Genomic DNA, 14,325 nt, shown 5'->3' with positions numbered 1-14,325 from the left:
CTTGAAATTGGAACCGCTGACTATTCGATAAATTACCCTAAAATCGATTCCGAAATGACAGCTTTCGCCCCTCATTCTCATTGAACCTAGCGCTCTAAATATGATATGTTAGACGATGAGTAAATATTTTGCAGGAAACGGTCGCAATTCATCGAAATATATGAAAAAAGAATGTGGAGGCTCTCGAACTTATGTTAAGCAAGGATATCGGAATTGACTTAGGAACGGCGAACGTTCTGATTCATGTCAAAGGGAAAGGGGTCGTGTTGGACGAACCGGCGGTCGTTGCGATTGAGAGCGATTTGAAGCGCGTTCTGGCCGTTGGGGAGGATGCCCGCAAGATGGTTGGACGCACGCCGGGCAACATTGTGCCGATCCGCCCGTTGCGCGACGGGGTTATCGCAGACTTTGACATTACGGAAGCGATGTTGAAACATTTTATTAACCGCGTCGGCGGCCGCAAATGGTACTCGCATCCGCGCATTCTGATTTGCGCGCCGACGAACATCACCTCGGTGGAGCAGAAGGCGATCCGGGAAGCTGCCGAGCGCAGCGGAGCGAAAGAGGTATATTTAGAAGAAGAACCAAAAGCGGCGGCAATCGGCGCGGGCATGGATATTTTCCAACCTAGCGGCAATATGGTAGTCGACATCGGCGGCGGAACGACGGACGTGGCGGTATTGTCCATGGGGGATATCGTCACCGCCTCTTCTATCAAAATTGCTGGGGATAAGTTCGATAGCTTCATCATGCGCTATATTAAACAAAAGTACAAGCTGTTAATCGGGGAGCGCACCTCCGAGGATATCAAAATTAACATCGGTACCGTGCGTCCGGCAGGCGGCGAGCGGGAGATGGATATTCGCGGACGGGACATGGTATCCGGTTTGCCATACACCGTGACGATTACATCCAACGAGATTCGAGAAGCGCTGTGGGACCCGGTATCCTCCATTGTCGCTGCCGCGAAATCGGTGTTGGAGCGGACACCGCCGGAATTGTCGGCGGATATTATCGATCGCGGCGTCATCTTGACGGGCGGCGGCGCGCTGCTTGACGGGTTGGACGAGCTGCTCGCGGAGGAACTGAAGGTTCCGGTCCTGATTGCGGAGGATCCGATGCATTGCGTCGTAAAGGGAACCGGCATCATGCTTGATAATTTGGATAAGGTCGTAAAGAAAAAGTTTATCTAGTCCGATAATATACATAGTGTAGATTAATGGATCGGGAGGATCGGACATGATTAGAGGGTTATATACGGCTGCTTCAGGGATGATGACGCAACAGCGCCGTCATGATACAGTAACGAATAATATTGCCAATGCCAATACGCCAGGATATAAATCGGTAACGGGAGTGACGCGTTCATTCCCGGAAATGCTGCTTTCGTTGCAGGGCAGCGATAAGGCCTCGGGACGTGAAATCGGACGGCTGAACACCGGCGTGTTCGCGGAAGAAAGCCGCATGCTGTTCAATCAGGGAGATTTGATGCAGACGAACCAAGCCGGCGATTTTGCGCTGCTTGCTGATCTGCAGGTGCCGGGCGTAACATTTGACGGGTCCGGAAAAGGCCTCGACGCCCAAGGCAACGTCGTATTTAAGCCGGAAGCGTTTTTTACGTTGCGGGAAGGCAATGATGTTCGATATACGCGTGACGGACATTTTCGCGTGAATGCGCAGAATGAGCTGGTTACCGCTGACGGAGCTCAGGTTCTTAACCGGAATAATGCGCCTGTCGTGCTGGATGGGCAGGCTCTTGAAGATGTAATGTTGAATCCGGCGGGGCAACTGTATAACACCCGCACCGGTGCTGCTATAGGGGGAGCCGATCTGCTGATCACCCGTATCGACAACCCGAATGATTTGATTCGAACGGGCAATGGACGCTTCCGTTTGCAGAATGGCGCTCAACCAGGCGCGCCGGTTGAGTTGGGCCGTGACGTTCAAGTTCAGCAGGGGTATCTGGAGCGTTCCAATGTGGATCCGGCACAGTCCACAATCGACATGATGACGGCGTATCGCGCTTATGAAGCGAATCAGAAAATCGTGCAGTTCTATGATAAATCTTTGGACAAGACTGTCAACGAAGTTGGCCGCGTCTAATGACACAATAGGAGGAACGACATGAATCAATCGATGATTGCCGCATCCGTGTCGATGAATGGCATCCAACGCAAGCTGGATGTAATTGCGGACAATGTGGCTAATGTCAATACTAAAGGGTATAAGCGGAAAACGGCTACCTTCGCGGATGTGCTCACTACGGTACGCCAGCACGATGCAGACTATCGTCTGCCTGGACGGGCGACGCCAATGGGATATACAATTGGTTATGGCTCGCGTCTTACGTCGTTGAATCGGGATTTCACCCAAGGTTCTCTCACTCAGACGGGAGTGGATACCGATGTGGCGCTGCAAGGTGACGCCATGTTCGAAATCATGACTCGCGACGGCGCAACGGCTTGGATTCGTGAAGGATCCTTTCAATATAATATAGATAGAGCAAGCGGCGAGAAAATACTCGTTACCGCTCATGGCGATCAGGTGTTGAATTCCGAAGACCTGGAAATTCGCATCGCTCCCGATAAAGAACTGCAAATCGACGAGGCAGGGCGCATGTTCGCCGTCAAGAATGGTGAAGCGCCGGAAGCTCTCGGCAGCTTGAAGCTTATCAAGGCAATCAAGCCCGAACAGCTTGTGCAGACGGACAACAATTATTATGTATTGCCTCCTGATATGGACCGCAATACGGTCGTTCAAGTGCTGAATCTGACCGGTGGCGATCGTTCGGACCCGAATCAGCCTGCCATCTATGTTCGGCAAGGGATGCTGGAAGAATCGAACGTGTCGCTTATCGATGAGGTCAATGAGTTGATTCAAGCGCAGCGTGCATATCAATTGTCCGCACGAGCGTTGACTTCAGGGGACGCGATGTGGGGACTGGCGAATAGTCTGCGCGCGTAAATGAAGTAGGTGATAATATGAGTGATACCCGTGATAAAGATAGAAAGCTGCCTGACTTTGAGCCGCTTCAACAGGACATATCTCTGGCGCGCCTGTCACGCTCGCGACATGGCGATGAACAATCTGTTGATAGGGAGCCGGTTGATACGGCCATTGGCAATGTGCGTGCTGCCGCAGGGACTGCCGCCAAGCCCATGCTGGAAGAACGGCGCAAGGAACGGCGCAAGGAATCCGTACGCGCGGATAAAGAGGATAAGGGAGATACGAAAGGGCATAAGCCGGCTCGGCGTTCCAAAAGCGTCAAATGGCTCGTTCGCCTGGCCATTATTCCGATGCTATGCATCTTGACGTTATTTGCCGGCATGATTGCCGGATATGTCGTATTAGGGAAAGGCTCCTTTAATGAAGCGTTAAATCTGAATACATGGACTCATCTGTTCCAGTTGGTGTTCGCTTGATTTCATCCCCACTTCGGTGGGGTTTTTTGTTTTAAGTTGGTGCTGGGGTTACGGGGCGACAGTTTTATTTTTTATTTGAGGCATGTATAATGAGTTGGAGGAACATTGAAAATGGGGGTTACTGGGGGTTTTAGGGTTGAATTTACCGAATATGCTGACGATGGTACGATTTCTTCTAATCCCCGTCTATGTGGCTTTGTTCTTCTTCGGTGAGAGGTTTGCGGCGTTTGGCATTTGGCTGTTGGCCGGATTGACCGATATTTTGGACGGATATATCGCACGCAAGCACAATATGGTGACTACGGTCGGCATGATGCTGGATCCGTTAGCGGACAAGTTGATGATGCTGACCGTCATGCTGTCTCTGCTATGGGCCGGAGATTTGCCATGGACGGCTGCCATTGCGATGCTGGTGCGGGATGCAGGGATGATTATCGGCTCGGCTCTTTTTCATTTTAAAGGGAAAAAGACGGTGCCTGCAAACTGGATGGGTAAATTAACGACGGTCTTCTATTACATTGCTATATTATTTATATATTTTCAATGGCCTTATGCGCTTGAACTGCTGTGGGCCGTCATTATTTTTTCATTCCTGACCTCGTTGATGTATGTTGCACTGTTCGTCCGCCTGAACCGAAAGATGGAAGCCTGAGCATTGCGCCATTGGAGACATAACTAGAACGACGATAGAGACATAAGCAGGCAAAAGGAGCTTCCCGTCCAGCGCCTCGCCGCTTGGGAAGCTCCTTATCTCAACCTTCACGCCTGCAGTCATGAAGGATGCTCTTAGTGTTGGCGTATCGGTGCTATTTTATTCACTTAGAAGAGAAATAAAAGAGAAAAGCTAGAAGAAAGGAAAATGAACATGCTGAATATCGAACAAATTCAAGAGATTATTCCACATCGCTATCCGTTTCTTCTCGTCGACCGTATCATCGAAGTAGAGGAGGGCAAACGGGCCGTCGGGATTAAGAACGTAACGATGAATGAGCCTCATTTTGCAGGCCATTTCCCTGGGTATCCGGTGATGCCGGGCGTGTTAATCGTTGAAGCTCTTGCTCAAGTTGGAGCGGTTGCCATTCTGAAGATGGAGCAGAACCAAGGGAGACTTGCCTTTTTTGCAGGTATCGACAATTTCCGTTTCCGCGGTCAAGTTGTGCCAGGAGACACGTTGACGTTATCTGTCGATATTACGCGTCTAAAAGGAAGTATCGGCAAAGGACAGGCCGTTGCCAAAGTGGGCGACCAGGTCGTTGCCGAAGGCGAAATGATGTTTGCGTTGTCAGACCGCAAGTAAATTGCCATCAATTGTGAACAGGCATGCAAAGAAAAGACCTCGTTCGGTTATTCTAAAAGAAATGACGTCGGCAGCAAGAAGGTTGCCTTTAGGTGAATCGTTCTTTTGTGGAATGACCGGGGAGGTTATGCGCTGTCGATGTCGAAAAGACTCGGAAGCGCTCGAAGAACATGCCGTTCCGTATGGCACCCGTATTGGTTTAAGGAGGGAAACAAGTGCTTCAACAGTTAGAAAATTGGAATCGGCGCATGAAGAAGTGGCTGTGGCTGCTTGTCATCGTCGGGTTAGTTGCTGCCACGCCTGTCGTGGTTCAGCGTGTGCAAACCGAACATACGGCCAATCAAGTCGAGATGGTGTTCAACTACCGCGACCTGGTGGACATATCCGGCTATATGCCGAATCCGGCGGCGTTCATTGATGAACAGTTGGAACGTTTGAAAGAGGCTGGCGTACAGTCAATGGCCATGTTCGAGAGTACGCTGGCGGATTTGAAATCATCTCGCAGACTGATGCTGTATAATTCCCAAGAAGCCGCGATGTTGCAGGGCAAAGTCCTGACCGGGGATGAGAATTATACATATCTGCTATTCACTTCATCTTCCAATGAAGAGCGATTATCTCCGATGATTGAGAAGGCGTTCATGAACGCTGGGATACAGGTTCGACTCTGGCAATTCGACGGCAAAAACGGCTTAATCTTGGAATCGCCGCTGGAAAATGCGGTGTTGAAGACGATGCCGCAGGACCCGATTGCGGTAGCTCAACTGGTAGCGAAGGGCTTCCATATCGTCCCTCGTTTGTCCGATACGAAGGAATACAACCAGACGGAAATGGACGAACTGCTGCGAGGTTATGCGGAGATTGGCGTTAAACGAATCGTGTTCGACGGCGAATCTGTCAAAGGATTCAATGACGATGCGGATAAGAAGAGCCTGACCGCATTTGCTGAACTGTTGAACAAGTATGATATTGGCTTTGCTGCGATTGAAGGCTTGAAGGCTCCGCAGAAAGGGATGAACAAGCTCGCTTATTTGACCAAATACAATGTGGCGCGCTTGCACTCCATCAATGGGCAGGAGTCGTTCAATGAACCGGAAGTGCTGTCGGACCGGTTTACACTTGCGACGAAGGACCGCAACATCCGCATGATTTACTTGAACGCGGCGGTCAAAAAGGCGACGACCAAAGCGGAAATCGTGCACTCTATCGACAACATTCTTCACACGCTCAAGGAGCCGGGCAAAGCCATTGCTTCCATTGAAGCGAACGGCTTCACGCTGGGGCAAGCGGAGCCGTTTGATATTGTTGACTCTTCATGGCAACGCTATGCGAAGATGGTTGTTGTCGTAGGGGGAATTGCGCTTATCGCGCTGATGGTCTCCTTCTTCGTTCCGTATATTATGCTGCCGATCTTCCTTGTCGGCCTTGTCGGAAGCGCAGGTTTGTTTGTGCTCAAGCCGACATTTTTCGAGCAGGCCTTAGCGCTTGGCGTATCGATCAGCGGGCCGACCATTGCGATGATATTGGCAGTTCGCCGGGTTGAACTCAATCCGCCAATCACTGCGTTCGGTGACCGTTTCAAGAAATCGATCGCGCTGTTTGTGCGAACGACCATACTGTCGCTCATTTCGGTGCCGTTGGTTATCGCATTGCTGAACAATATTACGTACAGCTTGGTGCTGAATCAATTCCGCGGAGTCAGCCTGCTGCACTTCGTCCCGATTGCTTTAACGGCGTTGTACGTCTTCCTGTACCGTGGCGATTCCGTATTCAGGGAAGCGGGCCGCTGGTTGAAGATGCCGATTACGGTGTTATGGGTGGTCGCTTTGGGAGTCGTTGGTGTTATCGGGATGTATTATTTGTCCCGCACCGGCAATGCCGGTAACGTGTCAACCTTTGAATTGTCGTTCCGATCGCTGCTGGAAAATACATTTGGCGTTCGCCCGCGCAACAAAGAGTTTTTGATGGCGCACCCGTTGTTTATCGTCGCGGCATATATTGCTTTCCGTTATCGATTCGCGGTGTTCGCGTTCATCGTGGCTGTAATGGGGCAGTTGTCCATGGTAGATACGTTTGCTCATATCCATACGCCAGTCGTAATCTCTGCTCTGCGCACATTGCTCGGTCTCGGACTTGGGCTGGTCATTGGTATTATCGGCATCTTCGTATGGACTATCATTGAAAGGTGTTGGGATGCATGGCGTCCGAAGTTACAAGGATAGCATTATCCGGCTATTACGGATTCAATAACAGCGGGGATGAGGCCGTGCTGCTGTCCATCCTTACCGCATTGGAACGTGCGGGGGAGCAAGCCGGCTTGAAGATTGAGCCTGTCGTGCTCTCTGGCGATCCGGCCACCACGACCCGTCTGTATGGCGTGCAGGCGGTTCACCGCATGAAGCCGGGCGATCTGCTCGGAGCGATTCGCAGCTGTGACGGCTTGATTAGTGGCGGCGGCAGCTTGCTTCAGGATGCGACAAGCTCGAAGACGATTCCATATTATTTGGCAGTGCTGAAGCTGGCGCAATGGTTCCGCAAGCCAACCTTTATTTATGCGCAAGGTGTCGGCCCTGTTGAACGGGAATCGTTCTATCCTTATATTCGCCATGTGTTCAGCCGCTGCGCATATATTTCGGTGCGCGATAACGAATCGGCCGAGCTGTTGGCCCGAATGGGGTTGCAGCGGGACCGCACGAACGTGGTTCCGGACCCGGTCATGGGGCTTCGTCTTCCCGCGGCGGAATCTGGCGATGATGATGTTCGTGCCCTTGATGAACTGCCCATGGGGGCGGAGCGTGGATTAGATGAAGCGGGTCGTCCGTATGTCGGCGTATCGCTTCGTTTCTGGAGCGAGGACCGTACGGATATGATGGCTATCGCCGATATGTTGAAGCGGGTATGCCGCGCACGAGCGCTTCATCTGCGGTTTCTGCCGTTCCACGGACAAGCGGATGAGGAAGCTTCACGCTTCGTGATGGAGAGGTTGGAGGGCGAAATTCCTTCCGGGCCATCTGAAAAAAATGATTCATCTGTGATGAGTCTATGTGCGGCGCTTGAGCACCCGCAAGCGATGCTGCGCGAAGTGAGCCAATGCCGCGTGCTGGTCGGCATGCGTCTGCATTCGCTCATATATGCCGCTGCGCAGGAGGTTCCGATGCTGGGCATATCTTACGACCCGAAGATCGATCAATTTTTGCATCGGCTTAACCTTAAGGCAATCGGCTCTACAGCCAGATTGGATGCTTCCGCAGCAGCTGACGCGATACTGCATTCGCTCGAACATGTGGATGCTTGGCGGAGTGAGCATCATCAGGTTATTTCCGCGTTGAAGCAAGAGGCGGAACAACCTGCGCAACAGGTTGCAGCATGGCTGCGTCATAAGAAATAAGGTGGTAGCGACATGAAACAAATCGTGGATGTGCCGACCGTCTCTATATACGGCATCCCTTTTTCCAAATTAAATATGCGCGACACGGTTCAATTGTTAACCGATTCAATAGACAGCGGACAGCAATCGCTGCAGGTCATTACAGCGAATCCCATCATGGTCATGGCTGCGTTGGAGAATGATAAGTTCATGAGCATCATGAAGCAAGCCGACTTGATCGTGCCGGATGGAACGGGCGTCGTCTGGGCCGCCAATTACGTAGGCAATCCGGTGTCCGAACGCGTGACGGGGTTTGACATGCTGCATGAATTAATGAAGGTCGGAGAAGCCCGGCGGTGGAAAATATTCATGCTGGGGGCTGCGCCCGAAGTGGTTCAAGCCGCTGCGGAACGGTTACATCAACAATATCCGGCTATCGAGATTGTAGGAGCCCGCGACGGTTTCTTCGGTGACACGGAGGATGAGGATGTTGTTCGTCAGGTTCAGGAGGCGAACCCGCATATATTGTTCGTCGCACGCGGGGCGGACACGCAGGAGCCTTGGATTGCGAAATATCGCCATCAGCTTCGAGTCCCCCTCATGATGGGTGTGGGCGGGACCTTCGATATCCTGTCAGGCAGAACCAAACGCGCTCCGAAATGGACGCAGAAGCTGCGCATCGAGTGGTTATACCGCTTGGTGACGGAGCCTAAACGCTTTAAGCGGATGCTGGTGCTTCCGATATTTGCATGGAAAGTAATGCGGGATAAAGAAAAGGTGACAAAAGCCCATTGAAATGTCGTCCAATCTTTCATTTTCGTAAGAATCCTTATCGATACAGCGTTGGTGTTTCCATTATGAACGGAGTATAATTCAATCCGGTAACATAAATGGGGGTTGAGAACAACCGATGATAACCGTATATGTAGTAGGTGGATTTATAGCATTGCTGTTGGCCACCGGATTAACGCCGTTAGTTAAGAAGTTTGCAATTAAGGTTGGCGCGGTTGACGTTCCGAATGCGCGTAAAGTCCATACACGCATTATGCCGCGCATGGGCGGGCTTGGCATTTATGCAGCCTTCGTGTTGGCGCTGCTTGCTCTTATGCCTTTTATTCCAGATACCTTATTTGGCTCTGCACGCGATGGCAATCTGGTAAAGGCATTGCTCGCCGGGGGTTCGGTAATTGTGCTCGTGGGAGCCTTGGACGACCGCTTTGAATTATCGGCCAAAGTGAAGCTGGTTGGCCAGATCATTGCTGCATGTGTGGTCGTGTTCGGTTTTGATTTAACCGTAAATTTTGTGAATGTGCCTTTTGGCGATAAATATTGGGCGATTGAATCGTGGATCGCGATTCCGCTGACGATATTCTGGATTGTCGGTGTAACGAACGCCATCAATCTCATTGATGGACTTGACGGACTGGCTGCCGGGGTGTCCGGCATCTCGATTGCGACCATTTTGGTCATGGCTGTCTTTATGGGCAATCCGGCTGTCATTTTATTATGCTCGATTTTGCTTGGCAGCATTGTCGGATTCCTGTTCTTCAATTTTCATCCGGCAAAAATATTCATGGGTGATACGGGCTCGCTCTTTTTGGGCTTCAGCTTGGCGGTATTGTCCATGCTCGGGTTCAAGCAAATTGCGATCGTTTCATTCATTACGCCGCTCCTTATTATCGGAGTGCCTTTGTCGGATACCTTCTTCGCAATCATACGCCGCTGGCTGCAGAAGAAACCGATTTTCGCGCCCGACAAGGGTCATTTGCACCACTGCCTGCGTGAGCTCGGATTCAGCCACCGGAAGACGGTGCTTATCATTTACGGCATTGCCGCATTTTTCGGAGTGCTTGCCGTCATTCAATCGTTCGCGGCGTCGCATGATGCGAATTGGGTTACCTTCGTCGTTATTTGCATTTTGCTCGTCTCGCTGCAGCTGGGCGCCGAACTCATCGGCATCGTCAGCAAGACGAAGCGTCCGATGCTCAGCATGCTTCATCGCTTGCGCGTGAAGGTGCATGCGGATTCCCGCACGAAGTAACATCAGCACTTGTAATTTGAAGCTTGTTCTCTTTATTGAGAACAAGCTTTTTTTGTTGCCATTATTGGCATATCTCTTAAATTTGGACGGCCGGAAGCCGATAACAAGTCTATATGATTATATTGGTTGAATAAGGATTATGGAGGCGATACAATGCGTGCGTGGCTAAAATCCCTTTGCATGCTGCTGGTCGTTGCCTTGATATCCGCGGGAATCCCGTTGGGTGTCGCAAAGGCAGACGATCCAGAGGGAGCAAGATATTTTCACTTTTCCAATCTGAGCACGAGCAAAGATCATCCTACTCAGGTGAACACGGAAAATATTGAGGTGAAAGGTACGTTTAACGGGGTATCTTCCAGCTCAATTGGTTACAAAGTCGAATTGGAAGTGGACGGCAAGGTTGTTCATACAACGTATGGAACGGATGTTAAGCCAACTATTACCGGCAACTCATTCGTATTCCGCGCAGTTCCTTTGCAGACGGGCTTGAACATTGTGACGGTGACGGGGCTGGGGCCAAACGGCAATACGGTTGAGGCCAGCGCTTTCGTTGAATTCAGCAACGTGCCGGCCATCTCCGACATTAAGCTCTCTGACGGGCGGACTTTGGAATCGGGCGTGCCGCTCATTGTAAAGGGCGATACGGCAGGCCTCTCCTTGAAGGCGCCAAATGCGACTGAAGTATCTGTCAATGGACGTCAAATGTTCAATGGCGGCGCCGGTGTCTTTGTAGCATCCGGCATTAAGCTTCAGCCAGGCTTGAATGATATCGTCATTGTGGCGACGAACGGCAGCTTGACCTATACGATTACGCGTCAGGTTGTGTCATTCAACGGCGTTTTGACAGGTTATGATACTTACATCGGTGGCAAGGCGATTGATCATACGTCCAATCACTTTGTGACAGGTGATGTGAGCGGCGCCGTAAAAGGGAAATTCATCGTCCCTAAGCCGCAGCAAGGCACGACGCCTGGCGATCCGACGATGGAAATCTTGGTCAATAAAGAGGGAGATCCGACACCTCTGCTTGATGAAAAAACGGGTACAACGATTACCAAGTTGGAAGAAAGCTCGAACTATATCATTTACGAATATGTGACTGCCGGCTCGGTCACTACTAATTCTACCGGCAAACATTTGCTTAAGCTGACGGTAACGTTTGACGGCAAGACGAATGTGTTCAACAATTTCTTCATTATAAGAGACAGCAGCGCCGCTGAAATCGTGGATGTAAAACAATTGTTCAATCCAGAGGAAAGCGGAACCGGCGTATCTTATAGCGCGGAAGCGACATTTGCGCAAAACAGCACAGTCTTCGAAGTTCCGCTTTATCTGAAGCTGCAACTGAACAATTTTACGGGTCAAACCATTTCCATTACGGACTGGCAGAATGGCAAGGAAGTAAAGGACCCGGTATTCAAGGCTACGACCGGCTTGAAGACGATCAATGGCGAACCGGTCATTAAGCTCGAGGCGTTGCCTGCGGGCGATCAGACGTTGAAGATTGAAGTGGGCGGAGAAGAATACGAAATCAAAGTGAGCTATGCTCCAGGTCCTTACATTAAGCTGACGAACGTATTCGACGGCAAAACATTCGATAATGCGAAAGGCCTGCCAAACATTCAAGGGCGATTAGTTAACTTCAACCTTCAGAACAGCTCTGAAATGGATCAAACGTATATCACGTTCAATGGCAAGAAGGTAAGGTTGTCGGGTATCAACAATGGTACTGGAGAGTTCGACCATCCGCTGGGCGGCGATCTTGTTGCGGGACCGAACAAGATTACGATTGATGGGGTGGCCAACGGCGTTCCGATCAGTTATACCATTACGGTGTTCTTCTTCTCGAAGGATGTTCCTGCGATCGTGAAGATCTATCCGGTGCCGGAAGCAATGGATGCGACTAATCCGAACAAAGAGGATACGGAACAGAAGTTTAAATTAATTCAAGATTATCAATACGTCACCAAAGAGCGCTCGGCCGATGTGTGGTTCGAAGTGCAAAATGCGACGGGACTGAATATTTATATTGACGGCAAGCTGTTGACTTCGCTCGAAGAGAAGGATTTAACTACTGGAAGTCCGAGTACGAACCCTTCTATCTTGTTTAAAGAGAAAAACGCTACAACGGGCTCCTTTCTATACTTAATGCATGGATTGGAGTTGCCGAAGTCCGGCAAGAAGAACGTAACAATTGAGGCTCGCAAAGGCGTGACTACCGCTCGTCAAACATTGGAAATTACGCGCGAGCAAAATACGTTTGAATTGCTGTCGCCGAAGCTTCCGGAAGAAAGCGTCGTGAATCAGAACTTCCTGAAGGTGAGCATTCGTGCAGAAGGCGCGGATAAGGTGCTTATCGGGAAGCAAGAGCTGGTGAAAGGCGAGGAAGATATTTTCCGTGGCGAAGTGACGTTGAAGAATGGCAAAAACAATATCAAATTTACGGTAATGCAAGGCAAGCAAAAAATTAATGGCAACTTTGAAGTGAACTATGCCAATGCGGCGCTTCCTGGCGCTCAATTCAAGACTTCCATCGGCAAAAACGGAAAGCTGTCCGCATTCGGGGGCAACCTGGTGCTGCAGCTGCCAAAAGGCACGATGCTGCGCGACATGAACCCGCGTCCGGGACAAACGCCGAAGGAAATTCAATTGTTCGATAAGCAGAGCTTGCTGTTCGGCATTGCCGATCCGGATGACGGCAGAACGATCACCCGCGAGAACCAAGTCGGTGTTCGTAAACCGGTTACCGGAGGCAATGATGAATTCCTGGATGGCACCATAAGACGTATCTCTCCAGATGAATTTGCGCGCAGCGTGCTGTTGCCGAAGTCTCACTTCGGACTCGGTTCGCAGCTGTACTGGGTTGATGCAGGTTACTTCAGCTCGGAAGACAGCGTCCTGAATCAGGATTATAAGCTGATTAGCGCCACTCATCCTTATGATGAAGCGAAAAAATTCTATGAGCGCGGCGATCGGATGTGGCTCGAGCCGACGCAACGCGGAACGATTACATTGAAGTACGACCCTAACATCGTTAACGAGCAGGCACGCAACGTGGGTATCTGGCGTTGGAATAACACGAATAAGCTGTGGGAGAATGTCGGCGGCAAGCTGGATACGAAGAAAAAGACGATTACCGCGCCGTTCGACGGCTTCGGATATTACGGAGTATTCAGTGTGAGATACAGCTATGACGACATCATCTCACACCGTTATGCGCGTCCTAGCTTGGAGCTCATGCTCTCGCGCGGCTTTATGAAAGCGAAGAATTTGAATGAATTCGGCGTATACGACAACATTACGCGCGGTGAATTCGCGACGATGCTCGTGAAAATGCTGAACATTCCGCTTGATTATGACGAGAACAACTTGACGTTCGACGATGTATTGAACTACGAAGTGCCAGATTTGCTGTGGGATTACCGTTATATCGAGACCGCGGCCCGCAAAGGGATCGTGCGCGGACTGGCGCCGCGCTTGTTCATGCCGAATGGCGAGCTGACGAGACAAGAGGCTGCGGCGATGATTGCCCGTGCGATGAACTTGAAGCTCAACGATACGGAGAAAGAATTGGCGAAAATGCAAAAATCATTCACGGATGCCAACTTAATTGACTACTATAGTATAAGTCCTGTATCTGCGGTGTCGAAGGCAGGCATCATTTCCGGCATTCCGAACGAGCTGCAGGCTGGTCAAAAGAAGCCGACTTATCGCTTCGATCCGAGATCGCCTCTGACGAGAGCGGATGCTTCCGTGATGGGTGAACGCATTCTTACGAAATTGAAAAAATAATATTGCTTTCTGTTTTACTTCTATATAACGCGGGTATTGAAGAGAAGAGCCGAACTGTGACTCGGCTCTTCTTTATATGCCAGCCGTCCACTTCCAATATTGTGAGGCGATGTATGAAATTCATATTGGTGGGTTTATTGTAACGGGTTGGTAAACATTAGTGCGTGACGGAATAGGTTAGGGACGCTATACTATGGTTTGTAGTCGCTGATGCATACATAATCGATGTCGGATGGTATAGCAAAATGTATAGCAGAAGCAAGCAAATGCTTGTGTAAATGCAACGTTTCTGTGGGTATGAGGGAATCTGCGAAAAAATATTTTATTTTTTCACCGAGAGCGCAACTTTTTGCGAAGTGGTGCGTTTAATATGATGAAGTCGAAAACAGTGGTTAAATTCTTTATT

The 14,325-nt window shown here is 50.3% G+C and carries 11 protein-coding genes; all 11 read left to right on the top strand.

Annotated elements, in window-relative coordinates:
- Positions 1 to 191 precede the first annotated feature (191 nt).
- The 11 genes from mreB (at position 192) to JSQ80_RS08635 (ending at position 13,919) form a co-directional block, all read left to right on the top strand.
- The gene (mreB, locus tag JSQ80_RS08685; RefSeq protein WP_087433975.1) at positions 192 to 1,193 is read left to right on the top strand and encodes a rod shape-determining protein; all 1,002 of its coding nucleotides are present in this window, start codon (positions 192 to 194) and stop codon (positions 1,191 to 1,193) included.
- A gap of 46 nt (positions 1,194 to 1,239) precedes the next feature.
- Positions 1,240 to 2,103, top strand: a complete 864-nt coding sequence (locus JSQ80_RS08680; protein ID WP_206095031.1) for a flagellar hook-basal body protein — start codon at positions 1,240 to 1,242, stop codon at positions 2,101 to 2,103.
- Positions 2,104 to 2,124: 21 nt separating this feature from the next.
- Positions 2,125 to 2,964 carry a flagellar hook-basal body protein gene (locus tag JSQ80_RS08675; protein ID WP_206095030.1) on the top strand — a complete coding sequence of 280 codons (840 nt, stop codon included), beginning with the start codon at positions 2,125 to 2,127 and terminating at the stop codon, positions 2,962 to 2,964.
- Between the two features lie 17 nt (positions 2,965 to 2,981).
- On the top strand, positions 2,982 to 3,422 hold the full coding sequence (locus tag JSQ80_RS08670) for a DNA-directed RNA polymerase subunit beta (RefSeq protein ID WP_087433978.1): 441 nt from the start codon (positions 2,982 to 2,984) through the stop codon (positions 3,420 to 3,422).
- Positions 3,423 to 3,558: 136 nt separating this feature from the next.
- Entirely contained in the window at positions 3,559 to 4,074 is a 516-nt protein-coding gene (locus tag JSQ80_RS08665; protein WP_087433979.1) for a CDP-alcohol phosphatidyltransferase family protein, read from the top strand.
- A 213-nt stretch (positions 4,075 to 4,287) separates the two neighbouring features.
- The gene (fabZ, locus tag JSQ80_RS08660; protein WP_087434103.1) at positions 4,288 to 4,719 is read left to right on the top strand and encodes a 3-hydroxyacyl-ACP dehydratase FabZ; all 432 of its coding nucleotides are present in this window, start codon (positions 4,288 to 4,290) and stop codon (positions 4,717 to 4,719) included.
- A gap of 215 nt (positions 4,720 to 4,934) precedes the next feature.
- The gene (locus JSQ80_RS08655; RefSeq protein ID WP_206095029.1) at positions 4,935 to 6,941 is read left to right on the top strand and encodes a DUF5693 family protein; all 2,007 of its coding nucleotides are present in this window, start codon (positions 4,935 to 4,937) and stop codon (positions 6,939 to 6,941) included.
- Positions 6,917 to 8,107 (top strand): polysaccharide pyruvyl transferase CsaB, encoded by a 1,191-nt coding sequence (gene csaB / locus JSQ80_RS08650; RefSeq protein ID WP_206095028.1) that lies wholly within the window; start codon positions 6,917 to 6,919, stop codon positions 8,105 to 8,107. Before JSQ80_RS08655 ends, csaB begins: the two co-directional genes overlap by 25 nt.
- Positions 8,108 to 8,119: 12 nt before the next feature.
- A complete protein-coding gene (locus tag JSQ80_RS08645; protein WP_206095027.1) occupies positions 8,120 to 8,881 on the top strand; it encodes a WecB/TagA/CpsF family glycosyltransferase in 762 nt (253 codons plus the stop codon).
- A 115-nt stretch (positions 8,882 to 8,996) separates the two neighbouring features.
- Positions 8,997 to 10,127: a glycosyltransferase family 4 protein gene (locus tag JSQ80_RS08640; protein ID WP_206095026.1), complete on the top strand. Its 1,131-nt coding sequence runs from the start codon at positions 8,997 to 8,999 to the stop codon at positions 10,125 to 10,127.
- A 153-nt stretch (positions 10,128 to 10,280) separates the two neighbouring features.
- Positions 10,281 to 13,919: an S-layer homology domain-containing protein gene (locus tag JSQ80_RS08635; RefSeq protein WP_206095025.1), complete on the top strand. Its 3,639-nt coding sequence runs from the start codon at positions 10,281 to 10,283 to the stop codon at positions 13,917 to 13,919.
- Positions 13,920 to 14,325: the final 406 nt, after the last annotated feature.

This window comes from Paenibacillus apiarius (genome assembly GCF_017052585.1).
In the GTDB taxonomy this organism is placed as follows: Bacteria; Bacillota; Bacilli; order Paenibacillales; family Paenibacillaceae; genus Paenibacillus_B; species Paenibacillus_B apiarius.
This window is presented reverse-complemented; position numbering and strand designations above follow the sequence as displayed.